This is a genomic window from Halospina denitrificans (assembly GCF_004364635.1).
GTDB classification, from domain to species: Bacteria; Pseudomonadota; Gammaproteobacteria; order Pseudomonadales; family Oleiphilaceae; genus Halospina; species Halospina denitrificans.
In genome coordinates this window covers 726865-753428 of the sequence record NZ_SOAX01000001.1, presented here as the reverse complement: position 1 = coordinate 753428, position 26564 = coordinate 726865, and the positions used below count along the sequence as shown (strand labels likewise).

Genomic DNA, 26564 nt, shown 5'->3' with positions numbered 1-26564 from the left:
TACTCTGGGAGAAGCATCTATACTGAGTGCGGAACCATCGCTAACCGGGGCATCCATACGTTACCGGTACAGGGAGTAACTTCAGCAGGAGCCCGACATGTACATACCTGGGGATCAGCCGGACGCGCTGGATACGCTACTGGATTATTACCACGGCCTGTGTGAATCGGCCCCCAAACTGCCCGAAGGCATCGGCCTGCCGCTGTTGCCGGGCAAGAATGTCGAGGGGCTTGCGGCCGGCTGCACACTGCAGGTCCAGGAGGGCGTGGTGGACCTGGTCTACGAGGGGCGCATTGCCATCATCCTCCAGCCCGGCGATCTCTTTACCATTCCGGATCATACCGCCTGGCCCATCACGATGCGCAGCGAGGAAAGCGGGGCCCTTCGCCTGATCACTCCCAACGAAATGAAACGTGCTCATGAGTCTCCTGACTGGGCCTGGTTCCACACCCGATTACTGACCGCCCAGAACCAGGCCCTGACCCTTGCCTTTGCCGCCAGCAACCGCCACGGAATACGCCCGACCGCCGGTTTCCGGCGGCTGAAGGCAGGCGCCGTGATCATCCGGGAAGCGACCGCATCCGACGAAGTCTTCACGCTGATGCGCGGCAGCGCCCGCGTGGAAGTGGCCGGGCACAGCGTGGGGCGCGTGGATGAGGGCGAGATTTTTGGCGTGCTGTCCGCCCTCACCAAGGGCAGCCACACCGCCACCGTTATTGCCGAGACCAACGTCACGCTGATGAGCGTACCGAGCGATGAGTTCATCAGCCTCGTACAGGCGCAACCGGAAACCTTCATGCGTCTGCTGCGGACGCTTTCCCGCCATATCGATGAGCTCAACCACCAACTGGTGGGCGCCCTCAACCACAAACCGGGGACTGGCGCGGGGCGCGCGTAACCGGCGCCTCAGATGACAACCGGGATTTCGTGGGTAAGCTCAAGCCGCTCCGGCGTCATCTCGCAGTGCCAGGCCCGGCATTCAACCCCGGCCGCCACAACCTCCTTCAACAGCGCCGCATAATGCGCATCAATGGCGGCAGCAGGCCGGACTTCCGAGGCACCGGCATGACACACACAGAACAGCAGCAATGCGCGCTCCCCCTCCCGCACACGCTCGGCGAGCTCCCTCAGGTGTTTCTGCCCCCGCGTCGTAACCGCATCCGGAAAATAACCAATTCCCGACTCGGCAAGCGTCACATTTTTCACTTCGACCCAAACCGGCGGAAGATTCCGCGAGGAACTCTCAAGCAACCAGTCAATCCGGCTTTTTTCCGACCCGTAGCGCACCTCCGGGCGAATCGAATCATAGGGAGCCAGGTCGGCAGGCGGGCGCTCCCGGAGCAACTCCCCGGCCAGGGTATTGGCACGCCCGGTATTGATGCAGGCAAGATGCCCTTCGCGACCGGTCTCCACAAGCTCCCAGGTCCAGGCCAGCTTGCGGCGGGGGTTATCCGAGCGGCTCAACCAGACCCGGCTTCCGGGGCTGTCACAGCCGAGCATTGAGCCGGTGTTCGGGCAGTGCGCCACAACCGTTTCGCCGGACTCCAGGGTGACGTCGGCGAGGAAGCGCTTATAGCGCCGCTGCAGCGTGCCCGGAATCAGACGGGGTTCATACATCATGGGCTAGCTCCCCTCGATTTAATCTGCTATTTTTCGCAATCTTGCCTGAAACCACCGGCATCCTCTATAAAGGGGGGTCAGTAACGCAAGGTTTCGGGCTCCGGCCAAGATGCCGAGGTCAGTCGCCGGAACAGTAACCGGCTGCGACAGGAAAGGGGTAACCACTATGGCAAATCAGGAACCCGCAATGCAGAACGAATTCGTGGACTTCAAGCCCTACCAGCCGAGTGAGGGCGAGGAGTACATGAACCATGAGCAGCTGGAGCACTTCCGCCAGATCCTGCTCGGCTGGAAACAGCAGCTCATGGAAGAAGTCGACCGCACCATGCACCACCTGCAGGAGGATGCGGAAAACTACGCGGACCCGAGCGACCGCGCGACCCAGGAGGAAGAGTTCAGCCTTGAGCTCCGCACCCGGGACCGCGAACGCAAGCTGATCCGCAAGATCGACAAGACCATCGAGCGCATCGACAAGGACGATTACGGGTTCTGCGACCAGTGCGGTGTCGAAATCGGCATTCGACGCCTTGAAGCCCGGCCGACCGCAACCCTGTGCATCGACTGCAAGACGCTTGCGGAAATCCGGGAAAAGCAGACCGGCGTCTGATCGCGCCTCCGGCCGGAGATGAACTATCGCGGACGCTTTGCGCCTTCGCCCACCGGCCCGTTGCACTTCGGCTCCCTGGTGGCTGCCCTGGCCAGTTATCTGGACGCGCGGGCACACCAGGGGCGATGGCTGGTCCGCATAGAAGACCTGGACCCGCTGCGCGAGTCACCCGGCGCGACTGACGATATCCTTGCAAGCCTTGAAGCCCATGGCCTCTTCTGGGACGAAGGCGTTCGCTTCCAGTCCCGGCGCCACGACGCTTACGAAACCGTGCTCACCGAGTGGCAACATCAGGGCCGCATCTACCCCTGCGCCTGCTCACGCAAGGAACTGCAGGCCAACAACGGGCATCACCCGCGGGACTGCCGGGACTCACCGGACTGGAACCAGCCACCCCCCTTCGCCCTGCGTTTCCGCACCCAGGCCCACGAGGGCGCCTGGCAGGACCGCCTCCTGGGGCCACAGCACTACCTCATACAGGGCGAAACGGACGACTTCATTGTCCGCCGCAAGGAAGGCTACTACGCCTATCACCTCGCCGTGGTGGTGGACGACATTGACCAGGACATCAACGCCATCGTCCGGGGTCAGGACCTTCTCGAGCTTACGCCCTTCCACCTGCTCCTTTATGAGGCGCTTGGGGCCCCTGCGCCCAGTTACCTGCATGTGCCACTGGTCTACAATCACAATGGGCAGAAGCTGAGCAAGCAGACCGGGGCGCCGGCACTCGACGCCAATCAGGCCCGCAGCAACATCACCCAGGCGATGCGGGCACTCAATCACAGGCTCCCGGATTCGCTGACGGATGCTCCGGTGCGCGAGCAACTGGCCTGGGGCGTTGAGAACTGGCACATTCCCGCGCTTGGGGAGCGATGAAACATGTACATTTACCGGCTGGTATTCCTGCTTGTCCTGGCCATCTACATATTCTCCCCCGGCATCATGGATTGGTGGGTGGCCCCCGGCAGCGCCTGGTACCAGCCTTTCGGCGTCTGGCTGGCCCTTATCGGGCTGGCGTTCTGGCTCGACTACCGCAGGGACAGTGATGAATTCTAGCCTCCTGCTGCTGACCATCAGCGCCCTTTACCTGTTTGCGCTCTTCGGGGTTGCCCATGCCACCGAAAGGGGCTGGCTCCCGCGTCACTGGGCCCGGCATCCGCTGGTCTATATTCTGAGCCTTGGTGTCTATGCCGGCGCCTGGGCGGTTTTCGGTGCCGTGGCCATGGCCGATCACTTCGGCTACGGCTACCTGGCGTACTACCTCGGGCTCTGCGGCGCCTTCCTGCTGGCGCCCGTACTGCTTCATCCCGTGCTGAAGCTTGCCCGGGGCTATCAGCTCAGCTCCCTGGCCGACCTGTTCACCTTCCGCTATCGCAGCCAGTGGGCGGGCACCCTGGTCACCCTGTGCTCCGCACTCGCCATACTCTCCCTGCTAAGCCTCCAGATGCAGGCCATCTCAGGGGCGGTCTCGGTGCTTACAGACGGGGTGCCCAACTGGCTCAGCGCCACCACCTTCTCACTGCTGGTGGCGATTTTCACGATGCTGTTCGGAGCCCGGCGCAGTCAGGGCGTCGAACGCAATGAAGGCCTGGTGATGGCCATGGCGTTCGAGGCCCTGGTCAAGCTCGTCGCGCTGGGGAGCATCGCCCTTATCCTGATCCTCAGCGTCTTCAACGGTCCTGACGGGCTGCAGGCCTGGCTGCAGTCCCAGGGTGAGACCGTCGTCGGCATGCAGCGCCGCCTCAGCGACGGCAACTGGCGCGCCCTGCTACTTATTTCCTTTGCCGCCGCCCTGGTCATGCCGCATATGTTCCACATGACCTTCACCCAGAACCCCAGCCCCAGGGCCCTGGCCAGGGCCAGCTGGGGCCTGCCCCTGTACCTGCTGCTTCTGGCGCTGCCTGTTCCCATCATTCTCTGGAGCGCCAGGGCGCTGCAGGTGCCGGTGGAGCCCGAGTTCTTCGCCGTGGGGCTGGGGGTCATCCTCGAGTCCCCGCTGCTGTCAGCCCTGGCCTACCTGGCCGGTCTTTCCGCCGCCAGCGCCCTGACGATCGTCCTGACGCTGGCGCTTGCCGGCATGCTGCTCAACCACCTGGTACTTCCCGTAAGGCCGCCGCCGGAATCCCGCAATATCTACGCCTGGCTGCAGGGCATCCGCCGTCTGCTTATAGTCGCCATCATACTCTCGGCACTGGTGTTCCACGCGCTCATCGGGAGACACCTGAGCCTGGACTCGCTCGGGCTCATCGCGCTCACGGGGGTACTGCAGTTACTACCCGGTGTCCTGGGAGTGATCTACTGGCCCGAAGGCAACCGCAAAGGGGTTATTGCCGGGATTCTCGCGGGTACCTGCATCTGGGCTGTCGCCCTGGTGCTGCCCCAGGGCTTCGGCATCATGCCCCTGGAGTCATTCGGGCTCAGCCTTATGGACCCGGCGGATATGGACAGCTGGCACATTCCGGCCTTCATCTCCCTCTCGGTGAATGTTCTTTTCTTCGCCCTCGGTTCTCTGATCACCAGCACCAGCAATGAAGAGCTGCGCGCCGCCGAATCCTGCAGCATCGGCGCCATGGCACGGCCACCACGCCGCGAACTTCTTGCCGGTTCCTCGGATGAGTTCAAGTCCGAGCTCGCCATCCCGCTTGGCAGGGACGTGGCTGAGCGCGAAGTGGCTCGGGCCCTGGATCAACTCCAGCTGCCGGACACGGAAAGACGCCCCTACCCACTGAGACGCCTGCGGGACCAGCTGGAAGTGAACCTTTCCGGCCTTCTCGGGCCGGCGATCGCCCGGGACATCGTCCGCCGCCACCTGGGCTTCAAGCCCGAATCCGGCTCCGAGCCACAGCACGATATCCAGTTTGTCGAGCTGGCTCTCGAGGACTACAAGACCCGCCTCACGGGCCTTGCCGCGGAACTCGACAGCCTGCGCCGCCACTACCGCCAGATCCTGCAGAACCTTCCCATTGCGGCCTGCTCGCTGGGCACCGACCGGGAGATCCTGATGTGGAACCATGCCATGGAGAACCTGACCGGCATCCGGGCGGACAACATCGTGGGCGCCACCCTCCAGACACTACCGGAACCCTGGCATTCGCTGCTGGGCAACTTCCACGACAGCGAAGAACACCACCTTCCCCGGCGCCGGGTTGAGCTGGGGGGCAAGGCGCACTGGTTCAACCTGCACCAGAGCGCGATTGCCGGCCCCGAACACCCGGAAGGCGGTACCGTCATCCTGGTGGAGGACCAGACCGAAACCCGGCGCCTGGAGGAGGAGCTGATCCACAGCGAGCGCCTGGCCTCCGTGGGACGCCTGGCAGCCGGCGTCGCCCATGAGGTGGGCAACCCGGTAACCGGCATCGCCTGCCTGGCGCAGAACCTCAAGCTTGAGACAGAGAGCACGCCGGTTCTTGAGACCGCCGACGAAATCCTTGGCCAGACCAACCGTATCTCCAGCATCCAGCAGTCGCTCATGAACTTTGCGCGCGCCGGCCAGCACGGCGCCAGCAACCCCCATACCGACACCAGCATCAAGCGCTGCGTTGACGAGGCAATTCATCTGCTGTCGCTGGGAGACCGCCATCAGAGCATCCAGTTTCTCAATGAATGCCCGGACGGCCTCAGTGTTGATGGCGACGAACAGCGCCTCGTCCAGGTATTTGTAAACCTGCTCAGCAATGCCCGTGATGCCTCACCCGACAATGGCGTTGTGCGCGTTAGTGGCACAATGGAAGCCGGCCTCGCACGCATTACTGTCAGCGACGATGGGGAGGGCATTCCGCCTGACCGGATCGACCATATTTTCGAGCCGTTCTACACCACCAAAGGCCCGAATCGTGGCACGGGTCTCGGACTTTCTCTTGTTTACAACATCATGGAGGAACATCATGGCAGCATTCATGCGGAAAGCCCCGCGGACCCGGGCAGTGGTCGAGGCACCCGGTTCGTCATGACATTTCCGACAGTCGGTAACACAGCGGAACAGGCAGAGAACACTCCATGAGCCGGATTCTTGTTGTTGAGGATGAGGCGGTAATCCGCTCCGCACTTGAAAAACTGCTGACGCATAACGGTTATGAGGTTGCCGGAGCGGAGTCCATTGATGATGCCGCCGGACGGTTTGACCTGAACCAGTTCAACCTCATCATCACGGACCTGCGCCTGCCGGGCGACCCGGGCACGGACCTGATCCACAGGGCCCCGGATGTCCCCGTGCTGATCATGACCAGCTACGCCAGCCTGCGCTCCGCTGTCGACGCCATGAAGCTCGGCGCGGTCGACTACATCGCCAAGCCTTTCGACCACGAGGAGATGCTGGACTGTGTGCACAACATCCTTGCGCAGCAGAGTCCCGACGCGCAGAGCGCCTCCCCAAACACCGACAGTGACAGCACCCAGGCAGCAGACCCTTCCCAGTTCATGTTCGGCGACTGCCCGGCCATGGAGAAGGTGTTTCACCTGATCCGCAAGGTTGCCCCAACGGACACCACCGTCCTCATCATCGGCGAATCCGGCACCGGCAAGGAGCTTGCCGCCCAGGCGCTGCACCACCTCAACAAGCGGGCGCCCTACCCGCTGATCTCGGTTAACTGTGCGGCCATCCCGGAAGCACTGATTGAATCGGAGCTGTTCGGCCATGAGAAAGGTGCCTTTACGGGCGCTGTATCCGCCAGAACTGGCCTGATCGAAGCCGCGGACGGCGGCACCCTCTTTCTCGATGAAATCGGGGAGCTCCCGGCCGAGGCCCAGGCCCGGCTGCTGCGCGTGCTCCAGGAGGGCGAGATCCGCCGGGTTGGCTCAACCCAGAGCCGACGCGTGAACGTGCGCATGGTCGCGGCAACCCACCGCAACCTGCGGGCCATGACACGAACCGGGGAATTCCGCGAGGACCTCTATTACCGCCTCAACGTGATGCAGATCCGTCTCCCGCCGTTGCGGGACCGGGGCGATGACATCCTGGGCATGGCCCGCCGTTTCCTGGACCGCATTGGTGAGCGCGTGACGCACCGCAACTACACCTTCTCCCCCGAGGCCATGCAGATGATCCAGCGCTACCCCTGGCCCGGCAATGTCCGCGAAATGGAAAACGCCATAGAGCGCGCAATCATCCTCGCCGAGGGCGACGTGATCACGCCCGAACTGCTCGATCTGGACGAAGAGGAAGACGAGAGCCATGTCTCCACCGGTCTTGTGGGCGCGGAAACCGTCCGCCACACGGCGCAGGCCGATGATGACGCCCCCAGCGACCTGTCACTGGAGGATTACTTCCAGCACTTCGTCCTGGAAAACCAGGACCGTATGAGTGAAACCGAACTCGCCCAGAAACTCGGCATCAGCCGCAAGTCGCTCTGGGAGCGTCGCCAGCGACTCGGCATCCCCCGCAAGAAATCGAGCCCATCCGGCTCCAGTGCCAGCCACTGATCCGCGCCCGAACTGTTACCGGTTGTTACCTCGCGGAACACAGCGCGAACCACCTCAAGGTTTGAGTAACAGTTCATTCTTTTTGTCGCGCCCACCTCTGACGTTACTCTTCTGTAACTAGCTGTATAAAAAGGGGTCCATTTTTCTGGCATGGCAGATGCTTACTTTACTGTGAAAACAAGAAGAACGCGCCGCAACAACAATAAAAACGCGCATTGAATGCAGCAGCCCAAAAACAAGAAAAAGCTGCACAGAAGCGCGCCCGGTAACAACAAGAACAAACAGGGCGTGGTCGAACTGAGTGTTTTGGAGGCAGAGCTTTTTAGCGGAGGCATTCCGCTCTCTGTTTCAAAAATGTTCAGCTCGTGTCCAGCAACACAGTAAAAACAATAAGAACAGCGCAAGAACAACAAAGAAAACCAGAATTAATGATTCTTTCGGGGTCGCCTTCGGGCGGCCCCGTTTTGATTGCGGCCCATACTGCCCCGGGGACTCGCGCAAGCGTTCGCAAACCGTTACACTCCCGCTTTTAACCCGTTTACCAACTCGACAATCAGGGATCCATGCCGAAACGCCTTTTAAACCGGCTGCAAGACTGGGTTGGCCGTATTGGTGGTCGCTCGCAGAGCGCCTCCGCCAACCAGGGCCCCAGGATCATACCCCGGGACGAGCACACCATTTCACGCCAGCACATCAGCGAATCCGCCAAGAAAGTGCTGCATCGGCTGAACCGCTCGGGCCACGACGCCTATCTGGTTGGCGGCGGCGTGCGCGACCTGCTCCTGGGCGGCAAACCCAAGGACTTTGACATCGCCACCAGCGCCACGCCCGAGGAGGTTCACGAGCTGTTCCGTAACTCGAGGCTGATCGGACGCCGCTTCCGGCTGGTTCACGTGCTGTTCGGGAAAGAGGTTATCGAGGTCACCACCTTCCGCGGCATGCCGAGCAATGCCGACGCCGATCCACACATGGACGTGAATGAACAGGGTCGTCTCCTGCGTGACAACGTCTACGGCACCCAGGAAGAAGACGCGCTGCGGCGGGATTTCACGGTCAACGCGCTCTACTACGACATCCGCGACTTCACCGTGCACGACTACGCCAACGGCCTCGAGGATCTCCACCACCGGGAGCTGAGACTGATCGGGGACCCGGTCGTGCGCTACCAGGAGGATCCGGTACGGATGCTGCGCGCCGCCCGGTTCGCCGCCAAGCTCGATTTCTCCATCGCCCCGGACACCGCCACCCCCATCCGTGACCTGACACACCTGCTGGAGGACATCCCCGCGGCGCGCCTTTTCGAGGAAGTGCTCAAGCTGTTCGCCGCCGGGCAGGGGGAAAGAACCTATGAGATCCTGACCCAGTACGACCTCTTCGCCCCCCTCTTCCCGGAGACCGCCAAGGCCCTGGCAGAGGGCGAGTCCGACGCGGTGATCCGCCAGGCACTGGCCAACACCGATCGCCGGATCGCACAGAGCAAGCCCATTACCCCCTACTTCCTGTACGCCGCGCTGCTCTGGCCGGCGCTCAGGGTGCGCTGGCTGCGTGAAGAGGAAGAGAGCGACCAACCCGCTTACCAGGCCCTGCAGCAGGCTGCCGGCGACACCGTCCAGGAGCAGGTGGGCGCCACCTCGATTCCACGGCGTTTCAGCACGCCCATGCGCGAGATCTGGGAACTCCAGGTCCGGCTCGGCAAGCGCGGTGGCCGAAAGGCGGACCGGCTGCTTGAACATCCACGCTTCCGGGCCGCCTATGATTTCCTGCTGGTGCGGGAACACGCCGGTGAGGACACCCAGGGCCTCGGCGCCTGGTGGACCGAATACCAGGATGCGGACGAGGATCGGCGCCGCGCAATGATCAAGGAGCTTGGCCAACCCGGAGGCGGTGGCAAGCGCAAACGTAAGCGCAAACCCAAACCGAAGACCAGCACCTCATGAGCGAGACCGCCTGGATTGGACTGGGCAGCAACCTGGACACGCCGCTGCAACAGCTCCACCTCGCCCTGGAGGCCCTGAACCAGATCCCGGACAGCTGGCTTCTGGACGCCTCCCCCGTCTACCAGAGCCGCCCGGTTGGTCCCGCGGACCAGCCGGATTTCCTGAACATGGCCGCCAAGCTGGCAACGGATCTGGAGCCCCTGGCCCTCCTCGACGAACTCCTTGCCATCGAAGACACCCAGGGCCGTGTGCGCAACCAGGTCTGGGGGCCACGCCTCATTGACCTGGACCTGCTGATCTTCGGCAACCAGACCCTGGATGAGCCGCGCCTCAAGGTGCCGCACCCGGAGCTGGCCAACCGTGACTTCGTGCTTCAGCCCCTCCTGGACATGGACCCCGATCTCACCCTGCCCGACGGCACGGCCCTGAGCCAGCTGCGCGAGCAGTGCCCGGACAACCACCTCAGCCGTCTCACCCACACCTGATCTTGCCTGATGGGGTGGCCCGGATTACCCTTGGACCTGTTCACAGTCATCAACCGAGGCCCCCATGACGGCAACCATCCAGACGCTCCAGGAGCGCAAGGCCAACCAGGAAAAGTTCAGCTGCCTGACGGCCTACGACGCCACCTTTGCGTCGCTGTTAAGCCAGTGCGGTATCGATGTGATCCTCGTGGGGGACTCCCTGGGCATGGTGCTGCAGGGCAAGGACAGCACCCTGCCCGTGAGCATGGAGGACATGGTCTATCACACCGAATCCGTGGCGCGCGGCAGACCCCAGTCGCTGATCATGGCGGACATGCCGTTCATGAGCTATGCCACCAACGAGACCAGCATGGCCAACGCGGCCCGCCTGATGCAGGCCGGCGCGCACATGGTCAAGCTCGAGGGCACGGACTGGATGGCCGACACCATCCACCGGCTGAGCGAGCGGGGCATTCCCGTCTGCGCGCATCTTGGCCTCACGCCGCAATTCGTGAACAAGCTGGGGGGATACCGGGTCCAGGGGCGTGACAGCGAGGCGGCGGATCGCATGGTCGCCCACGCCCGGATGCTGGTTGATGCCGGTTCGGATCTGGTGCTGCTCGAATGCGTGCCGGCGCCACTGGCCGAACGCATCACCCGCGAAGTGTCCGTGCCCGTCATCGGCATTGGCGCGGGCGCCGATACCGATGGACAGGTACTGGTGCTGCACGACATGCTCGGCATCACCCAGGGCCATCGCCCGCGTTTCGTGAAGGACTTCCTGGCCGAGGCCGGTTCCGTACCGGCGGCCATCGAGGCCTACGACCAGGCCGTTAAATCCGGTCAGTTTCCAACGAAGGAGCACAGTTTCCGGGGATGAAAACAGTACACACGGTTTCCGATCTGCGCGAGGCGGTGGATGCCTACCGCCAACAGGGCAAACGCATCGCCCTGGTCCCGACCATGGGCAACCTGCACGCCGGGCACCTGGCGCTGGTGCATGACGCGCGGGAACGGGCGGACATTGTCATTACCAGCATCTTCGTCAATCCGCTGCAGTTTGGCCCCAACGAAGACCTGGACAGCTACCCGCGCACCCTCGCCGAGGACCAGAACAGACTGGCCGACGCCGGCAACGACCTGGTCTTTGCACCATCGGCCCGGGAGGTCTACCCCAACGGTATCGAATACCATACGCACGTCACGGTGCCGGCCATCACGGAACTGCACTGCGGCGCCAGCCGGCCCGGTCATTTCACGGGCGTCGCCACGGTGGTCACCATCCTGTTCAATATGGTGAGACCGGACCTGGCCATCTTCGGGGAAAAGGATTTCCAGCAGCTTGCCGTGATCCGCAAGCTGACCCGCGATCTCTGCCTGCCGATCGAGATTATCGGCATGCCCACCTTCCGGGAATCGGACGGTCTGGCCATGAGTTCCCGGAACAACTACCTCACGGACGCGGAACGCCACAAGGCGATACGCCTTTACGAAATGCTCTGCGAGACCGCTGAGCGCATCAAGGAAGGGCGCCGCGACTTCAGCACTCTTTCCAACGAAGCCATCAAGACTCTGGACCAGGAAGGCTTTCATCCGGACTATTTCAACATCGTGAACAGTGACAGCCTCGAGCCGGCAGCATACGATGACCACAACATCACCATCCTGGGCGCCGCCTGGCTCGGCCGCACCCGGCTTATCGACAATGTCAGCCTGAGGCTGGACCCGGAAACCGACTGAATGATTGCTCATGGAGACGAGCCGTGACCTACAGCCCCCTGCCACCGCTGACTGACAGCCCGGAATGGGACGCACTCCGGGAGCAGGCCGAACACCTGCGCCCCCGCCATATGCGCGACCTCTTCGCCGAGGACCCGGACCGCTACCCGCGCTACACCCTGGAGGCCGCCGGGCTCCTGCTGGACTATTCCAAGAACCGGATCACCGACAGCAGCCTGGCCGCGCTCATGGCGCTGGCCCGTTCCCGGCGACTGGAGGAACGCATCGGCGCGCTCTTCAAGGGGGAGCGTGTGAATACCACGGAAAACCGCCCTGCCCTGCACGCCGCCCTCAGAACCCCGGAATCCGAAGCCGTCACGGTGGAGGGGCAGGATGTGGTCCCGGAGGTCCACCATACGCTGAGGCGCATGGAAACCTTCGTGGGGCAGATTCACAGTGGCCAGTGGCGGGGCATGAACGGGCATCCGTTCACGGATGTGGTCAGCATCGGCATCGGCGGCTCCTTCCTCGGGCCCCAGATGGTTTCCGAGGCCCTGCGGCCCTACTGGCACGACCAGCTCCGCTGCCACTTCGTCGCCAATATCGATGGCAGCGACATCAGCGACACCCTCCGCCACCTGGATCCCGAAACCACCCTCTTCCTCGTCCAGTCCAAGTCCTTCCGCACCCAGGAAACCCTGGCCAACGCCCGTGCCGCCCGGGAGTGGTTCGTGGAAAACGGCGGTTCCCAGGAGCAGGTCAGCCGGCACTTCGTGGCGGTCACCTCGCAGCAGGACGAGGCGGAACGTTTTGGCATTGCCCGGGACAACGTCTTCCCCATGTGGGACTGGGTGGGCGGACGCTATTCACTCTGGTCGGCCATTGGCCTGCCGATTGCCCTGGCGGTGGGCATGGACAACTTCCGCAGCCTGCTGGCCGGGGCGCACGCCATGGATGAGCACTTCCGCACGGCGCCGCTGGAGCGCAACATTCCGGTGATCATGGGGCTTCTCGGGCTCTGGTACAGCCACTTCTTTGATGCGCACTCCCACGCGGTGCTGCCCTACGACCACTTCCTGAAGAGCCTACCCGCGCACCTTCAACAGTTGGACATGGAGAGCAACGGCAAGCAGGTTCGCATCAATGGCACACCTGTTGATTACCCCACCGGTCCGGTCATCTGGGGCGGCGCGGGCGCCAACGGGCAGCACGCCTACCACCAGCTCCTGCACCAGGGAACACGCCTGGTTCCCGTGGATTTCATCATGCCGCTGCACTCGCACAACCCCCTGGGCGACCACCACCGGCTGCTGTTCGCCAACTGCCTCAGCCAGAGCCAGGCACTGATGCGCGGCAAGATCGACGAGGAAGCCTTCGAGGAAATGCGCGCGGAAGGCATGCCCGAGGAGAAGGCGCGGGAACTCGCACCGCACAAGGCCATTCCCGGCAATAAACCCAGCAACACCCTGCTTCTGGATCGGGTCGACCCCAAGGGCCTGGGTGCCCTGATCGCGCTCTATGAACACAAGGTGTTCGTTCAGGGCGCGCTCTGGGATATCGACTCGTTCGACCAGTGGGGCGTGGAGCTGGGCAAGCAGCTGGGCAAGACCATTGAGAAGCGGCTGGAGGCCGACGGCGGGCAGGGCGAGCCCCGGGAGGACAGCTCAACCACCGGCCTGATCCAGCTTTTCAGGGAGCGCGGCCAGGGGATCAGCGGCGCGGGGAAATAACCCCGCCGCGCCACTCGAACGGGATGGCCCAGAGACGCTGGTCCCGGCTGTAGTCGTTCCACAGGGCGCCATAGGAACGCTGCTCCGTCGGATGCAGCTCCTCCGGCGCAATCTCTGCCAGGGGCTTCAGGACAAAGGCGTTCTTCAGGATTTCCCGGCGCGGCAGCTCCACCCCTTCCGGCTGGCCGACCTTATCCCCGTAGGTGAGAATATCCAGGTCCAGGGTCCGCGAGCTGTAACGGGCCACGTTACGCTGGCGCCCGTTGTTGTCCTCAACCGCCTTGAGCCAGTCCGCCAGGCTGGCCAGGGGCTCGTCCGTGTCCAGACCCACCACCAGATTCAGGAAATTCTCGCCGTCAAAGCCCACCGCCTCGCTCTCATAGACAGAAGAGATGATCAGGTCCCCGAAACGCTCGTACAGGGCATCCAGCGCGCTGCGCACGTGGCGGACCGTCTCCTGGTTTGAGCCGATACTGATATAGACCCGGTTCATGCCTCACCTCCGCGCACAATGGTCACTCCCACGGATTTCGTGCCCGGCACGGCGCCCGGCTTGCGCAGCACGATGCGACGATAGGTTACGCCGAAGCGCTCATTCAGCACCGAGGCCAGCTCTTCCGCCGCTGTCTCCAGCAGGTGGAACCGGCCCTCGCGCAGACAATCACGAGCCACCCCGGCCACGGCGGCGTAATCCAGCGCGTCCTCCAGTGCTCCTGAGGTCGCGGGGCGACGGTTATCCCACCCCAGGTCCAGGTCCACCAGCAGCCGCTGCTCGACGGTGCGCTCCCAGTCGAGCACACCGATGATCGCCTCAACCTCCAGCCCTTCAATAAAAACGCAATCCATTCAATCTCCTGCCGTAATCGGCTACCCTTGGGAAAGAATCATCAGCCAAACGGGACACCCATGGACCTTCTGATCGCATTGCTGCTCTGCGCCCTGGGCTACCTCAGCGGGTCCGTCCTCTACGCGCCCCTGATCTGCAGGCTGCTCAACGCGCCACCCCCGCACCTGTACGGGTCGCGCAATCCCGGCGCCACCAACGTCTACCGTATCGCCGGTCCAGGGCCGGCACTGCTCACACTGATCGCCGATGCCCTCAAGGGCTGGCTCCCCATCACCCTGGCCCAGATGCTGGATGCCTCGCCCACAACCCAGGCCGCCGTGGGCCTCTTTGCCATTGCCGGGCACATGCTGCCGGTGTTCTCGGACTTCCAGGGCGGCAAGGGCGTCGCCACCACACTCGGGGCCGGTCTGGCGCTCGCCGCTACCACCATCATGATCACGGCCCTGATCTGGCTACTGCTCTTCCGCCACTTCCGGGTCGCCTCCCTGGCCTCGGTCATCAGTGCTGTTGCGGCCCCATTGGTCAGCCTCTGGTTCAACCCGGAGCAGTTCGCCCTCTTCGTCATCCTCATGCTGGTACTGCTGGTGCGCCACCGGGACAATCTCGTGCGCCTCAAACAGGGCCGGGAACACCTGTTCTAGCCCGCCGCATCCAGCCCCGGCAATTCCGTCATCGACCAGCGCGGCCACGCCAGCATTTCCGGCCCATCCTGCTGCCCCGCCCTGAGCCGCTCGTGGCCGGCAAAGGCAATCATGGCCCCATTATCCGTACAGAACTCGGGCCGCGGATAGAAAACCCGGCACTCCAATGGTTCCACCATCGCGGAAAGGCGATCACGCAGGGCCCGGTTGGCCCCCACGCCACCAGCGACGATCAGGGTGCGAATGCCCGTCTGTTCCAGCGCACGCCGGCACTTGATCGCGAGCGTCTCCACCACCGCCGTCTGGAACGCGAGGGCAACATCGGCGTGCAGCTGATGATCCGCCTCGCCGGCCTCGGTGGCGTCACGCAGGGTATTGCGCGTATAGGTCTTGAGCCCGCTGAAGCTGAAGTCCAGCCCGGGTCGGTTCGTCATCGGGCGCGGGAAACGGAAGCGGTCGGGCGTCCCCTCCTGGGCCAGCGCGGCAATGCGCGGCCCGCCCGGGTACTCAAGCCCCAGCATCCGCGCCGCCTTGTCGAAGGCTTCCCCGGCGGCATCGTCCACGGACTCCCCGAGAAGCTCATAGCGCCCGATATCATCCACACGCACCAGCTGCGTATGCCCGCCCGACACCAGCAGCGCCACAAACGGGAAGTCCGGCCCCTCCGGCTCGAGCATGGGCGCCAGCAGATGCGCCTCCATATGATGAACCCCCAGCACGGGAATATCGAGCGCGCGCGCCAGCCCGTGGGCGAAGGTGCTGCCCACCATCAGCGCCCCGATCAGACCCGGACCCGCGGTGTAGGCGATGGCATCCAGGTCCCTGCGTGCAAGGCCGGCCTCGGAAAGCACCTGCTCGCACAGGGGCAGCAGGCGCCGGATGTGATCCCTTGACGCCAGCTCCGGAACCACGCCACCGTAGCCGGCATGGGCGGCCACCTGGCTGTGCAGCGCGTGCGCCAGGAGGCCCTGTTCCGTGTCGTAAATGGCGACTCCCGTTTCGTCACAGGAGGTCTCGATTCCCAATACCCGCATGTCCCCGGCCCTTGCTGAAAACCGGCGTAGTGTACCAGACAGTTTCCCTTTACAGGACCGGCATGCAGGAGTAAACTCCCCGGCCCTGAACAGGTACAAAGTACACTGAATTCCAGCAGACAACACAAAGGTAGGTGATTCTTCATGCCCGCTGTGAAAGTGAGAGATAATGAACCGTTTGATGTAGCCCTGCGGCGCTTCAAGCGTTCCTGTGAAAAAGCGGGGGTTCTTTCCGAGGTGCGTCGTCGCGAGCACTACGAGAAGCCCACCGAGGTGCGCAAGCGTAAGGCAGCGGCTGCTGTTAAACGGCATCTCAAGAAGCTGCAGCGTGAACAGAAGCGTTTCGAACGCTACTACTGAGTTGAACGCCCGCCTCCGGCGGGCGTTTGCTTTTCCGACAGGAGAAGCCCATGGCTGGACTGATCCCACAGGGTTTTATTGAAAACCTTCGCGAACGGACGGATCTGGCCGAGCTCATTGGCGCGCGGATTACGCTGAAAAAGGCCGGAAGCAACTACAAGGCCTGCTGTCCCTTTCACGACGAACGCACCCCCTCCTTCAACGTCCGCCCGGACAAGGGTTTCTACCACTGTTTCGGCTGTGGCGCCCATGGCGATGCCATTGCCTTCCTGCAGGAATACGAGAACCTCAGCTTCACGGAAGCCGTGGAAAGTCTCGCCGCGCACCTGGGAATGGACGTGCCCTACGACGAGTCCGCGAAGGAGAACATGCGCAAGGCCCAGTCCCTGACCGGGGCACTGGAACAGGCCAGCCAGTTCTACCGCCAGTGCCTGCAGCAGCATCCCTCCGGCTCGCTGGCCCGGGACTACCTGCAGCACCGGGGCGTGGACGCTGAAACCGCCGAGCGTTTCGGCATCGGCTATGCGCCCCCCGAGGGCGACGCCCTGGTCCGCCACGTCAACAAGGAAACGCTGGACGCTCTGATTGCCGTCAAGGCGGTAACCGACCGCTACGAGCGCCCCCGGGACCTGTTCCGCAACCGCCTCATGTTCCCCATCCGCAACAGCCGGGGCCGCACCGTGGCCTTCGGCGGCCGCACCCTGGGCGACGACAAGGCCAAGTACATCAACTCGCCGGAATCCGAGATCTACCACAAGAGCCGCGAGATCTACGGGCTCTACGAGGCGAAGCAGGCGACCCGCAAGCTCGAGCGGCTGGTGGTGGTGGAAGGCTACATGGACGTGATCGCCCTGGCCCAGCACGGCATCAGCTACGCCGTGGCCGCCTCCGGCACCGCGACCAACCAGGAAAGCCTGCAGGCACTGCTGAAGCCGACCCATCACCTGATCTTCTGCTTCGACGGCGATGAAGCCGGCTACCGGGCCGCGGACCGGGCCCTGGAGAACCTGCTGGAACTGCTCCAGGACGGCATGCACATCCAGTTCCTGATGCTGCCCGAGGGCGACGACCCGGATTCACTGGTCCGCCGCGAAGGGCCGAACGCCTTCCAGCAGCGCATCGACGAGGCAACGCCGCTGTCACGCCTGCTGTTTGAGCGCCAGACCCAGGACCTGGACCTGACCCTGGCCGAGCACCGGGGCGAACTGCGCAGCCGGGTGGAACCCATGCTTCGCCGCATGCCCCACTCCGCCATGCGGGATGCGCTCTGGCAGGAACTCCAGCGCCTGACCGGACGCACACGCTGGTCGCGCCAGAATGATTCGCAATCAACCCGCAGCCAGCCCAACGCCCCGGAGCGCGCCGGTCAGCATCCGAGGATCCAGCTGGATCGGGACACCGTTCTCTGCCTGGCGCTGTATGAGTTCCCCGACCTGGCCCCGGACGTCACCGAGACGCTGGAAGGTCTGCAGGAGCTGCCCTCAAGCCAGGCCTTCGCCCACTGGATACAGGCCATCGGAGCCAGCACCCGCGACGACATCCTGCGGGCCATGGCAACCCAGGCCGAGGCGCGGGAACGCTTCGCCGCCCTGTTCAACCGCATCGAGCACTTCCCCGAACGCGATGCGCTCAAGGAAGATGCCCGCCGAATGCTCAACCGCAGCCGCGAGCGCAAACTCAGCCGCGCCGCCAGTGAGCTCCTTGCCCACAAAAAACCCAGCGAACTCTCCGAGCAGGAAAAACAGCAGCTTCAGGACGCGTTCAGCCGAAAAACCAGTACGAAAGAACCACGCATGCATTGAATTCCGCGCCCGCCGCCCCCATCTTTCGACGCATCAGGATCATAGCGGGCTGTGCGTGGACGCAGCCCCCATGACTGGCAGAAACGATGTCTTGCAGCTATAATGCGCGATTCATCTTGCCTAAGACAACACCGAGCCCAAAGGGTGACTATGTCAGCCAATACCCAGAAATCCCGACTCAAAGACCTTATTGCTCGTGGCAAGGAGCAGGGTTATCTGACTTACGCGGAAGTCAACGACCACCTCCCGGAAGACATTGCCGACCCGGACCAGGTGGAAGACATCATCCAGATGATCAACGACATGGGCATCCAGGTGACGGAGGTCGCGCCGGACCAGGACGACCTGCTGATCACCGACGGTGACTCCTCCGCCGACGAAGCCGCCGCCGCGGAAGCCGCCGCCGCACTTGCCGCCGTGGAGAGCGATGCCGGCCGGACAACCGATCCGGTGCGCATGTACATGCGGGAAATGGGCTCCGTGGAACTGCTGACCCGTGAAGGCGAGATTGTCATCGCCAAGCGCATCGAGGAAGGCATCCGCGACGTCATGGCCGCCGTGGCCCAGTTCCCGGGCACGGTCGCCGCCGTAATCAACAATTACGACAACATCATCGAAAGCGAAAGCCGCATCAGCGACCTGCTCTCCGGCTTCCTTGACCCTGAAGGCGAGGAACCGGTGCTGCCCGACAGCAAGTCCGACCCCGAGTCCTCCAATGCCGACGAGCTGGCCGAAAAAGCCGCCAACGCAGAGGAAGACGACGAGGACGAGACCGAGAACGAGGGCGGCCCCGATCCGGAGGAAACCCGCCGACGCTTTGAGCTGCTGCGGGACAAACTCTCCACCGCCATGGAAGCCGTCGAGACGCATGGCCGCTCCAGCAAGGTGGCACAGCAGGCCCTGGAAGACCTGGGCCGCGTCTTCGCGCCCTTCAAGCTCAGCAACCGCCATTTCGAGGAAATGGTCAACGTCGTGCGCACCACCAACGACACCGTGCGCCAGCACGAGCGCAGCGTCATGGCGATCTGCGTAAAAGAGTGCGGCATGCCCCGCAAGGAATTCGTCAAACAGTTCCCGGGCAACGAGACCAACCTGCACTGGGCGGAGGAACTCGCCAACAGCGACAAGAAGTACGCCAAGGCCATCGGCGAGCGCGCCAACGACATCGCACGCCTGCAGAAGAAGATTGCCAACGTCGAGGAAGGCGTGGGCCTGGATGTCAGCGACATCAAGGAGATCAACCGCCGCGTCTCCATCGGCGAGGCCAAGGCACGCCGCGCCAAGAAGGAAATGGTCGAGGCCAACCTGCGCCTGGTCATCTCCATCGCCAAGAAGTACACCAACCGCGGCCTGCAGTTCCTGGACCTGATCCAGGAAGGCAACATCGGCCTGATGAAGGCCGTGGACAAGTTCGAGTACCGCCGTGGCTACAAGTTCTCCACCTACGCCACTTGGTGGATCCGGCAGGCCATCACCCGCTCCATCGCGGACCAGGCCCGCACCATCCGGATCCCGGTGCACATGATCGAGACCATCAACAAGCTCAACCGGGTCTCCCGGCAGATGCTGCAGGAGATGGGCCGCGAGCCGACGCCGGAAGAACTGGGCGAGCGCATGGAAATGCCCGAGGACAAGATCCGCAAGGTACTCAAGATCGCCAAGGAACCCATCTCCATGGAAACGCCCATCGGGGACGACGAAGACTCCCACCTGGGCGACTTCATCGAGGATATCCTGGCGCTCTCACCGGTGGAATCCGCCACGGCAGAAGGCCTGAGCGAAGCCACACGCGGCGTACTGGCCGGCCTCACCGCACGCGAGGCCAAGGTACTGCGGATGCGCTTCGGCATCGAGATGAACACGGACCACACGCTCGAGGAAGTCGGCAAGCAGTTCGACGTCACCCGCGAGCGGATCCGCCAGATCGAGGCCAAGGCCCTGCGCAAGCTGCGCCACCCGTCCCGCTCGGACCACCTGCGCGGCTTCATAGACGAGCAGTAACCCTGCCAGTAGCGGGCGCCGGACATCATGTCTATAATGGCGCCCGCTGTACCCTCCTTTCCGGGCCTGTAGCTCAGTTGGTCAGAGCAGAGAACTCATAATTCTTTGGTCGCTGGTTCGAGTCCAGCCAGGCCCACCATCTTATCCCGCGCTAACCTTAAAACCGTAACGCTCAAGTCCGCTTACTCAGACATACTCAAACATCTACCACCGCCCGGAGCCTTGGCTTGTCCGACAGAAGCCGCTTATTAACAGTTCACTGCCACTCAATTTTCAGATCCTTGTGTGACTGAGCGCAATCACGCAGGTAGAGGTTGATAAGGCTTTGATACGGAATGTCCTTTTTCTCAGCAAGATTCTTGAAGTACGCAACGGTATCTTCATCCAGCCGGATCGTAACCTGCTTCTTGAGCTTCTTGGCGTATGGATTCTTGACGGATTCGGAAAAATCGTAATTATCACGCATGTCTGTACCCTTCATAAGTATTTCGTTCTCGCCTATTTGCCTTACGGGCGGAGATAATTCGAATAATTTCACCGTCTCTAACGCAGTGGCACACCACCAGTAAGCGAGAATGAATGCTTGTACCGAGAAGAATGAACCGGTTCTCCTCTTCAGAATGGTCTGGGTCAGCTATAAGACGTGCGAACTCATCCGTAAAGGCAGTTTTGGCCTCCTGAAACGAGACGTCATGCTTCTTGCGATTAGCGGCGTCCTTGCGAGGATCCCAGTCAAAGGAATAATGGCTCATACCTACATTGTAGGTACATTATAATTATTTGCAAGACACTAAGCTAGATACTGTTAACAGACTGCATCCACTCCCCGACCTTATACAACCGAATTTGTGCATACTCCCTAGTACACAAACACGCTTGTGTATGGCAAACCGTATTTCCTGATACACAATATGTCCTCCTGCCCCCTTAGGACAGAGGCAGTTCCCAGATATAATTCCACTACAATCCAACGAAGAGGAGACCCTGTAATGGCTCGAAAACGCCGTAAGGCGACAGCAACGGCTGAAAGCGAGGTCAAGCGTGATCTGCGCAGCCCGAAATATCGGATGCAGGTGGTTGAAGACAAGCGCCACTACAACCGCAAGAAGCACAAGCGCGTAGATCTGGAGAACTGGCCCGGAGCAGCAGGCACTGTTGTTCTCGGCGAGTTCTTCAGCATAACGTTTACAGCGGCCCTGCCAACCCTCGGATCTCAGTGAGCTCTCGACGCAAACGCTAAACTACCCCCTTCAAAAGACCTAGCCAAGCAAGCGCCGGCCTCGTCGCGCCCCATCGGTATCAATATACGATACCTTTTTATACGGCATTGCTTTTTAGCCGCCTTGAAGCTTGAATGCTCACATAGATTCAAGAACAAGGAGTTTCCCATGGCAACAGGTCACACCGGCACACTACTGCGCGAGCGACGCTTCGCCCCCTTTTTCTGGACCCAGTTCCTGGGCGCCTTCAATGACAATCTCTTCAAGAACGCCCTGATCATCCTGATCGCCTTCCAGGGCGCCCGCTGGGGCGCGGACAACCAGGACGTGCTGATCAACCTGGCGGCGGGCCTTTTTGTGCTGCCGTTCTTCCTGTTTTCACCCGTGGCGGGCCAGCTGGCGGACAAGTTTGAAAAGAGCCGGCTCATCCGCCTCATCAAGCTCTGGGAAATCGCCATTATGGTCCTGGCCACGGCCGGGCTCATGCTTCAGAACCTCTGGTTCCTCCTTGCCGTGCTCTTTCTGCTGGGCGCCCAGTCCAGCCTGTTCGGCCCGCTGAAATACGGGATCCTTCCGCAGCACCTCAAGGATGAAGAACTGGTGGCCGGGAACGGCCTGATCGAGATGGGCACCTTCCTGGCCATTCTCCTGGGCACCATCCTTGGCGGCATCCTGATCGAGCGTGCGGACAGCGGCCCTCTGCTGGTATCGGGGACCGTTCTGCTGCTTGCCGGGCTGGGCTACCTCACCGCCCGCGCTGTGCCCCGCGCGGCACCCGTTGCTCCCGACCTGACCATCAACTGGAACCTGTTCAGCGAAATCAGCCGCACCCTGCGTTTTACCTATGGCAACCGCACCGTGTTTCTTTCCATCATCGGGATTTCCTGGTTCTGGTTCTTCGGGGCCGTGATGCTGGCCCAGTTCCCGGCCTTCACCCGCAACGCGCTGGGCGGCAACGAGTACGTGGGCACGTTGCTGCTGGCCGCGTTCTCCCTCGGCATCGGCCTGGGGTCGATCCTCTGTGACCGCATGTCCGGGCGCCGGGTCGAGTTGGGGCTGGTACCCTTCGGCGCCATCGGCATCAGTATTTTTGCCATTGACCTGTTCTTCGCGACTCCGGGCTCCGTGGAACAGGATGCACTGATGGGTCCCGTCGCCTTCATGGCCACCGACCACGCCTGGCGCCTTATTATCGATATTGTCCTGCTGGGGGCTTTCGGCGGCTTCTACATCGTTCCCCTCTATGCCCTGGTCCAGCAGCGCAGCGAGCCCAGCCACCGCTCGCGCATCATCGCCGGCAACAATGTGCTCAACTCGCTCGCCATGGTTCTGGCCGCCGGCTTCGCCATACTGCTGCTCGGATGGGCGGGGCTGAGCATTGCCGAGCTCTTCCTGGTGCTGGGCCTGATCAACGTGGCAGTGGCGGTCTACATCTTCACGCTGGTGCCCGAGTTCCTGATGCGCTTTCTCATCTGGATACTCGTCAACACGATTTACCGGCTGCGCGCCGAGGGGCTGGACCACATTCCCGAAGAAGGGCCCGCCGTTCTGGTCTGCAACCACGTCAGCTATGTCGATGCGTTGATTGTCGCCGGATCGGTACGCCGTCCCGTGCGCTTCGTGATGTACCACCGCATTTTCAACATCCCGGTCCTGAGCTTTATCTTCCGCACGGGCAAGGCCATTCCCATTGCCCCGGCAAAGGAGGACCCGGAAATGCTGGAGCGCGCCTATGAGCGCATAGACGAGGCGCTGGCCGAGGGGCATCTGGTGTGCCTGTTCCCGGAAGGCGCCCTTACCAGCGATGGGCAAATGGGCGAGTTCCGTCGGGGCGTGGAACGCATCGTCCGGCGCCGGCCCGTCCCTGTTGTGCCGCTCGGCCTCGGCGGTCTCTGGGGAAGCCTGTTCAGCCGTCACGGCGGGCGTGCCATCCTCAAGCTCCCACGCCGGTTCTGGTCACGCATCCGATTGACAGCAGGCGCCCCACTGGCGCCGGAAGCCGCCTCCCCGGAGGCCCTGCAAGCCCGTGTCGCCGAGCTCAGAGGAGACAACCCATGACAACAACGCCGCAGACGGGCCTGATGGTTCAGGCCCTGAAACGTGCCCTCAGGGCCCGCGGGATCACCTATGCGCGGGTCGCCGAGGAACTGGGGTTGAGCGAACCCAGCGTCAAACGACTTTTTGCCAACGCCGGGTTTTCCCTGCAGCGGCTGGAACAGGTCAGTCACCTTGCGGGATTGTCCCTGACGGAACTGGCGCGGCAGATTGAGGACAGGGGGAACGAGATACGCCAGCTTACCGAGGAACAGGAAGAGACACTCGTCGCCGAGCCGAAGCTCCTGCTGGTGTTTTACCTCCTGCTCAACCGCTATGCGCTGGACAACATCATTGCCGAGTACCAGATCGACGAGCTGGAGGGCGTCCGCCTTCTGGCCAGACTCGACCGCATGGGGCTGATTGAACTCCAGCCCGGCAACCGGGTCCGGCTCCTGATCTCTCCTTCGCTGAGCTGGCGCGAGGACGGCCCTATAAGGCGTTTCTTCGACCAACGCGTGCGGGAGGAATTTTTTGATTCGCGCTTTGACCAGTCGCCGGAGACCCTCAAGTTTCTTTCCGGAATGCTGTCACGCGCTTCGCAACGCGTGATGCAGCGCAAGTTGGCACTGCTGGCCAACGAGTTCAACGAACTGGTCCGGCTGGACAGCACCCTGCCCCTGGAGGAACGGTTCGGGTGCAGCATTATGCTGGCCCAGCGTGTCTGGGCCTTTTCGGCGTTTTCACGCTTCGCAAGAAACGATTGATGGGCCGATACGCCGAGCACGGGGAGTTGCCAACCGGCTTCGATGAGGACAGGATGCAGGGCGCGTTTCGCCATAGAAAGTCACGCAGGAGTGCATGAAATGAGGGTGATGTTGCTGGGCGCCACGGGGCTGACCGGTGGCTGGGTGCTACAGGGCCTGTTGGCCAGGGAGGAAGTGTCTCAGGTGGTGGCGCTGGTGCGACACAAACTCCCCACTGTCTCCGACAAACTGGTCCAGCATGAAGCCGATTTCGATAGATTGGAGGATCACGCCCAACTGTTCGATGTCGATATCATTATTTGCTGCCTGGGCACCACCATCAAAAAGGCCGGCTCAAAGGACCAGTTCCGCAAGGTGGATCTGGGTTATCCCCTGAAAGCCGGTGAACTCGGCCGCGCCCAGGGTGTGAGGGCTTATATCCTGATGTCGGCCATCGGTGCCTCATCCTCGTCCAGCATTTTCTACAGCCGGGTAAAGGGCGAACTCGAAAATGCCCTAAGAGACCTCGACTACCCCTACCTGTCCATCTACCACCCAAGCCTGTTGCTGGGTGACCGGCAGGAGCACCGCACCGCCGAGGCCCTGGGAATAAAGGCCATGCCATTGGTCAACAGTCTGATGATTGGGCCTCTCGCCAAGTATCAGGGGATTGAGGCGAGTACCGTCGCCAGCGCGATGGTTAACGAGGCCTGCAGCCTGGCTCCGGAGTCACTCCCCGGCCAGGCCGTCCAGACCCGTGAATACGATGACATTGTGCGGCTGGCCGGGAACGGCTAGGACCCGCTCAATACGGCTCACACTTCATTGGAGGTGGGCAACATCAAGGGGTGGCTCTTTTTTGTTTTATGGGTGATCAGCAGATATTCCGTACCAAGTAAGAAGACCGACCCCAACGACAAAGACAGGTCCAACGGCTACGAGTTTCAAGGTCGCCCCTCCAATAGCCTTGCCTATAGGAACCAGAACCTCTCCGCTTTTAACGATTATCTCTTCTGCCTTAGAAGGTAGTGACCATTGCTCAAACTCAACACGAATGGGGAACGGTTCTTCCAGCTCCGCCCATGGCAGATCACCGCCTCTTACCTCACCCCTTTTACCTCTCAGGTTCGTTGTAAGAGTCAGCTGACCTGAAGGACTGAGGGAGTCGTCCCTTCTGAAGCCCAGCTGTCTTAATTTTCCGGTCTGTTCACCAGTGAGATCTTCCTCTGCAACGACGAGCTCCACAGTGCCCATTACGCGGTTACTATTATCCAGTTTAAAATTTTTAAAACTTGGCTTAAAAAGAATCTCCCTGCTTAATTTAAGTGCTTTTCCAAAATCTGGATCGATGCGAAAAAAGTACATCTCCCTTTGGGTGGTCGATACCAGTAACAGATCCTGCTGAGAGTCGACGTAAAAGCCTGTGACTCTCACCTCTTTCGCCACGAGGCTGGATGAAGGGTCTTGATGGCTGGCGCACCCAACCAACATTGCCGCCAACAACACTGAAAGCATACGGTGCATGGCCTTTACCTCCTGTGAATAACGCCTTGCTCACCGGCCATAGGGAGCGCAGCCAGAACTCCAAGCCCGTGGATACGGTGACATCTTTGGGCTGGCCGGGAACGGTCGGTTCCCTTCCATACCACTCACCCTTCATTAAAGCTGGGCAACCCCGACAACGCCATCGCCAACTCCTCATCACTGTACTCATGGTCACGCAGGTCGCCCTCGAAGTAGGCCGTGTAGGCCGCCATACCGAAGTGCCCGTGGCCGCAGAGGTTGAACACGATGGTCTCGGCCTTGCTCTCCTCGCGGCAGCGGCTGCGACAGATCCGCCTGGATGTTGTACCAGTGGGTGGGAAGGTGAGCAGGTACTTGGTCGTCATCGCAGCCCTCATGCAACAGGAATTGGCAGAGCCATCACACCCCGAGCGCGGCGCGCACTTAAGCCTGTATCACTGCAACACAGCTATCCCTTCGCCGGCCGCTGCTTGGGCTTGAACCCTGGCGGCTTGTGCTGGATCCAATCCACGAAATCGCGCAGCTCCGGAATCTCCAGCAGCTTCTCCCGGGTGTTGTAATGCATCGCCAGCTCCTGCTCGCTTCGGGCCGCGTGAATGGCGTTATGGCAGGGGCGGCACACCCAGAGGATGCGCGTCAGGCGGTCTTCGAGATCGAAGGCTTTGCGGAAGCGTTTGCGGCGATGGACGCCTCTGGGGATGAGGTGGTGTTTGGTTACGGGGAGGCCGGAGCGGTTACAGAGTTGGCAGTGGTCGGTGGGGCGTGGGACTTGCATTTCAGGCTCCGCTTTGTAGACCAATTCTGAGAATAGCCATCGACTGGAACCAGTATGGTAAGTTGGAAAAAATCACTACACTTTT

Annotated in this window: 27 protein-coding genes, 1 tRNA gene and 1 pseudogene; 20 read left to right on the top strand and 9 right to left on the bottom strand. The window is 62.0% G+C overall.

The window, feature by feature from the left end:
* Nucleotides 1-97: 97 nt before the first annotated feature.
* Nucleotides 98-898 carry a cyclic nucleotide-binding domain-containing protein gene (locus tag DES49_RS03480; protein WP_133734967.1) on the top strand — a complete coding sequence of 267 codons (801 nt, stop codon included), beginning with the start codon at nt 98-100 and terminating at the stop codon, nt 896-898.
* 8 nt (nt 899-906) lie between these two features.
* Here the strand turns inward: DES49_RS03480 and sfsA are convergent, their stop codons facing one another.
* A complete protein-coding gene (sfsA, locus tag DES49_RS03475; protein ID WP_133734966.1) occupies nt 907-1620 on the bottom strand; it encodes a DNA/RNA nuclease SfsA in 714 nt (237 codons plus the stop codon).
* A 187-nt stretch (nt 1621-1807) separates the two neighbouring features.
* Between sfsA and dksA the strand changes: the two genes are divergently transcribed.
* From dksA to pgi, 10 genes are all read left to right on the top strand, one after another.
* A complete protein-coding gene (dksA, locus tag DES49_RS03470; RefSeq protein ID WP_133734965.1) occupies nt 1808-2227 on the top strand; it encodes an RNA polymerase-binding protein DksA in 420 nt (139 codons plus the stop codon).
* Nucleotides 2228-2245: 18 nt separating this feature from the next.
* Complete coding sequence (gene gluQRS, locus DES49_RS03465; RefSeq protein ID WP_133734964.1) at nt 2246-3103, top strand: tRNA glutamyl-Q(34) synthetase GluQRS; 858 nt, start codon at nt 2246-2248, stop codon at nt 3101-3103.
* Nucleotides 3104-3106: 3 nt separating this feature from the next.
* Nucleotides 3107-3283 (top strand): hypothetical protein, encoded by a 177-nt coding sequence (locus DES49_RS15470; protein ID WP_166645973.1) that lies wholly within the window; start codon nt 3107-3109, stop codon nt 3281-3283.
* Nucleotides 3273-6227 (top strand): ATP-binding protein, encoded by a 2955-nt coding sequence (locus tag DES49_RS03460; RefSeq protein ID WP_133734963.1) that lies wholly within the window; start codon nt 3273-3275, stop codon nt 6225-6227. Before DES49_RS15470 ends, DES49_RS03460 begins: the two co-directional genes overlap by 11 nt.
* Nucleotides 6224-7645 carry a sigma-54-dependent transcriptional regulator gene (locus tag DES49_RS03455; RefSeq protein ID WP_133734962.1) on the top strand — a complete coding sequence of 474 codons (1422 nt, stop codon included), beginning with the start codon at nt 6224-6226 and terminating at the stop codon, nt 7643-7645. The genes DES49_RS03460 and DES49_RS03455 overlap by 4 nt, the downstream gene beginning before the upstream one ends.
* A 563-nt stretch (nt 7646-8208) precedes the next feature.
* The gene (gene pcnB / locus DES49_RS03450; RefSeq protein ID WP_133734961.1) at nt 8209-9582 is read left to right on the top strand and encodes a polynucleotide adenylyltransferase PcnB; all 1374 of its coding nucleotides are present in this window, start codon (nt 8209-8211) and stop codon (nt 9580-9582) included.
* On the top strand, nt 9579-10067 hold the full coding sequence (gene folK, locus DES49_RS03445; RefSeq protein ID WP_133734960.1) for a 2-amino-4-hydroxy-6-hydroxymethyldihydropteridine diphosphokinase: 489 nt from the start codon (nt 9579-9581) through the stop codon (nt 10065-10067). The genes pcnB and folK (DES49_RS03445) overlap by 4 nt, the downstream gene beginning before the upstream one ends.
* A gap of 64 nt (nt 10068-10131) precedes the next feature.
* Complete coding sequence (gene panB, locus DES49_RS03440; RefSeq protein ID WP_133734959.1) at nt 10132-10926, top strand: 3-methyl-2-oxobutanoate hydroxymethyltransferase; 795 nt, start codon at nt 10132-10134, stop codon at nt 10924-10926.
* Complete coding sequence (gene panC, locus DES49_RS03435; protein WP_133734958.1) at nt 10923-11786, top strand: pantoate--beta-alanine ligase; 864 nt, start codon at nt 10923-10925, stop codon at nt 11784-11786. Before panB ends, panC begins: the two co-directional genes overlap by 4 nt.
* A gap of 38 nt (nt 11787-11824) precedes the next feature.
* Nucleotides 11825-13495 (top strand): glucose-6-phosphate isomerase, encoded by a 1671-nt coding sequence (pgi, locus tag DES49_RS03430; RefSeq protein WP_133735043.1) that lies wholly within the window; start codon nt 11825-11827, stop codon nt 13493-13495.
* Here the strand turns inward: pgi and folK (DES49_RS03425) are convergent.
* Nucleotides 13476-13988: a 2-amino-4-hydroxy-6-hydroxymethyldihydropteridine diphosphokinase gene (gene folK, locus DES49_RS03425; RefSeq protein WP_133734957.1), complete on the bottom strand. Its 513-nt coding sequence runs from the start codon at nt 13986-13988 to the stop codon at nt 13476-13478. The two genes, pgi and folK (DES49_RS03425), sit on opposite strands and share 20 nt — an antisense overlap.
* On the bottom strand, nt 13985-14341 hold the full coding sequence (gene folB / locus DES49_RS03420) for a dihydroneopterin aldolase (RefSeq protein WP_133734956.1): 357 nt from the start codon (nt 14339-14341) through the stop codon (nt 13985-13987). Before folB ends, folK (DES49_RS03425) begins: the two co-directional genes overlap by 4 nt.
* A gap of 60 nt (nt 14342-14401) precedes the next feature.
* On the opposite strand from folB, the gene plsY reads away from it, so the two are divergent.
* Nucleotides 14402-14983 (top strand): glycerol-3-phosphate 1-O-acyltransferase PlsY, encoded by a 582-nt coding sequence (plsY, locus tag DES49_RS03415; RefSeq protein ID WP_133734955.1) that lies wholly within the window; start codon nt 14402-14404, stop codon nt 14981-14983.
* On the opposite strand, the gene tsaD is transcribed toward plsY, so the two are convergent.
* Nucleotides 14980-16017 carry a tRNA (adenosine(37)-N6)-threonylcarbamoyltransferase complex transferase subunit TsaD gene (gene tsaD, locus DES49_RS03410; protein ID WP_133734954.1) on the bottom strand — a complete coding sequence of 346 codons (1038 nt, stop codon included), beginning with the start codon at nt 16015-16017 and terminating at the stop codon, nt 14980-14982. The genes plsY and tsaD overlap by 4 nt on opposite strands.
* 144 nt (nt 16018-16161) lie before the next feature.
* On the opposite strand from tsaD, the gene rpsU reads away from it, so the two are divergent.
* The 4 genes from rpsU (at nt 16162) to DES49_RS03390 (ending at nt 20319) form a co-directional block, all read left to right on the top strand.
* Nucleotides 16162-16377 (top strand): 30S ribosomal protein S21, encoded by a 216-nt coding sequence (rpsU, locus tag DES49_RS03405; protein WP_133734953.1) that lies wholly within the window; start codon nt 16162-16164, stop codon nt 16375-16377.
* Between the two features lie 50 nt (nt 16378-16427).
* A complete protein-coding gene (gene dnaG / locus DES49_RS03400) occupies nt 16428-18179 on the top strand; it encodes a DNA primase (RefSeq protein ID WP_133734952.1) in 1752 nt (583 codons plus the stop codon).
* A 150-nt stretch (nt 18180-18329) separates the two neighbouring features.
* Nucleotides 18330-20180, top strand: a complete 1851-nt coding sequence (gene rpoD / locus DES49_RS03395) for an RNA polymerase sigma factor RpoD (RefSeq protein ID WP_243864848.1) — start codon at nt 18330-18332, stop codon at nt 20178-20180.
* 62 nt (nt 20181-20242) lie between these two features.
* Nucleotides 20243-20319, top strand: a tRNA-Ile gene (locus DES49_RS03390).
* A 117-nt stretch (nt 20320-20436) separates the two neighbouring features.
* Here DES49_RS03390 and DES49_RS03385 read toward each other — a convergent pair.
* Both DES49_RS03385 and DES49_RS03380 read right to left on the bottom strand, forming a co-directional pair.
* Nucleotides 20437-20646, bottom strand: coding sequence for a BrnA antitoxin family protein (locus DES49_RS03385; RefSeq protein ID WP_243864846.1), 210 nt, complete (start codon nt 20644-20646; stop codon nt 20437-20439).
* Nucleotides 20639-20932, bottom strand: coding sequence for a BrnT family toxin (locus DES49_RS03380; RefSeq protein ID WP_133734949.1), 294 nt, complete (start codon nt 20930-20932; stop codon nt 20639-20641). The genes DES49_RS03385 and DES49_RS03380 overlap by 8 nt, the downstream gene beginning before the upstream one ends.
* Nucleotides 20933-21169: 237 nt before the next feature.
* On the opposite strand from DES49_RS03380, the gene DES49_RS03375 reads away from it, so the two are divergent.
* The 4 genes from DES49_RS03375 to DES49_RS03360 all read left to right on the top strand — a co-directional run bounded on the left by DES49_RS03375 (nt 21170) and on the right by DES49_RS03360 (nt 24978).
* Nucleotides 21170-21400, top strand: coding sequence for a hypothetical protein (locus DES49_RS03375; protein ID WP_133734948.1), 231 nt, complete (start codon nt 21170-21172; stop codon nt 21398-21400).
* 168 nt (nt 21401-21568) lie between these two features.
* Complete coding sequence (locus DES49_RS03370) at nt 21569-23458, top strand: MFS transporter (RefSeq protein WP_133734947.1); 1890 nt, start codon at nt 21569-21571, stop codon at nt 23456-23458.
* On the top strand, nt 23455-24201 hold the full coding sequence (locus tag DES49_RS03365) for a helix-turn-helix domain-containing protein (RefSeq protein WP_133734946.1): 747 nt from the start codon (nt 23455-23457) through the stop codon (nt 24199-24201). The genes DES49_RS03370 and DES49_RS03365 overlap by 4 nt, the downstream gene beginning before the upstream one ends.
* A 99-nt stretch (nt 24202-24300) precedes the next feature.
* Complete coding sequence (locus tag DES49_RS03360; RefSeq protein WP_133734945.1) at nt 24301-24978, top strand: NAD-dependent epimerase/dehydratase family protein; 678 nt, start codon at nt 24301-24303, stop codon at nt 24976-24978.
* Nucleotides 24979-25044: 66 nt separating this feature from the next.
* Here the strand turns inward: DES49_RS03360 and DES49_RS03355 are convergent, their stop codons facing one another.
* The 3 genes and pseudogenes from DES49_RS03355 to DES49_RS03345 form a co-directional block, all read right to left on the bottom strand.
* Nucleotides 25045-25704: a hypothetical protein gene (locus DES49_RS03355; protein WP_133734944.1), complete on the bottom strand. Its 660-nt coding sequence runs from the start codon at nt 25702-25704 to the stop codon at nt 25045-25047.
* A 125-nt stretch (nt 25705-25829) separates the two neighbouring features.
* Nucleotides 25830-26003: pseudogene (locus DES49_RS03350) on the bottom strand (TrpB-like pyridoxal phosphate-dependent enzyme); the annotation flags it as partial.
* A 149-nt stretch (nt 26004-26152) separates the two neighbouring features.
* Nucleotides 26153-26479 (bottom strand): hypothetical protein, encoded by a 327-nt coding sequence (locus DES49_RS03345; RefSeq protein WP_133734943.1) that lies wholly within the window; start codon nt 26477-26479, stop codon nt 26153-26155.
* Between the last annotated feature and the right edge of the window lie 85 nt (nt 26480-26564).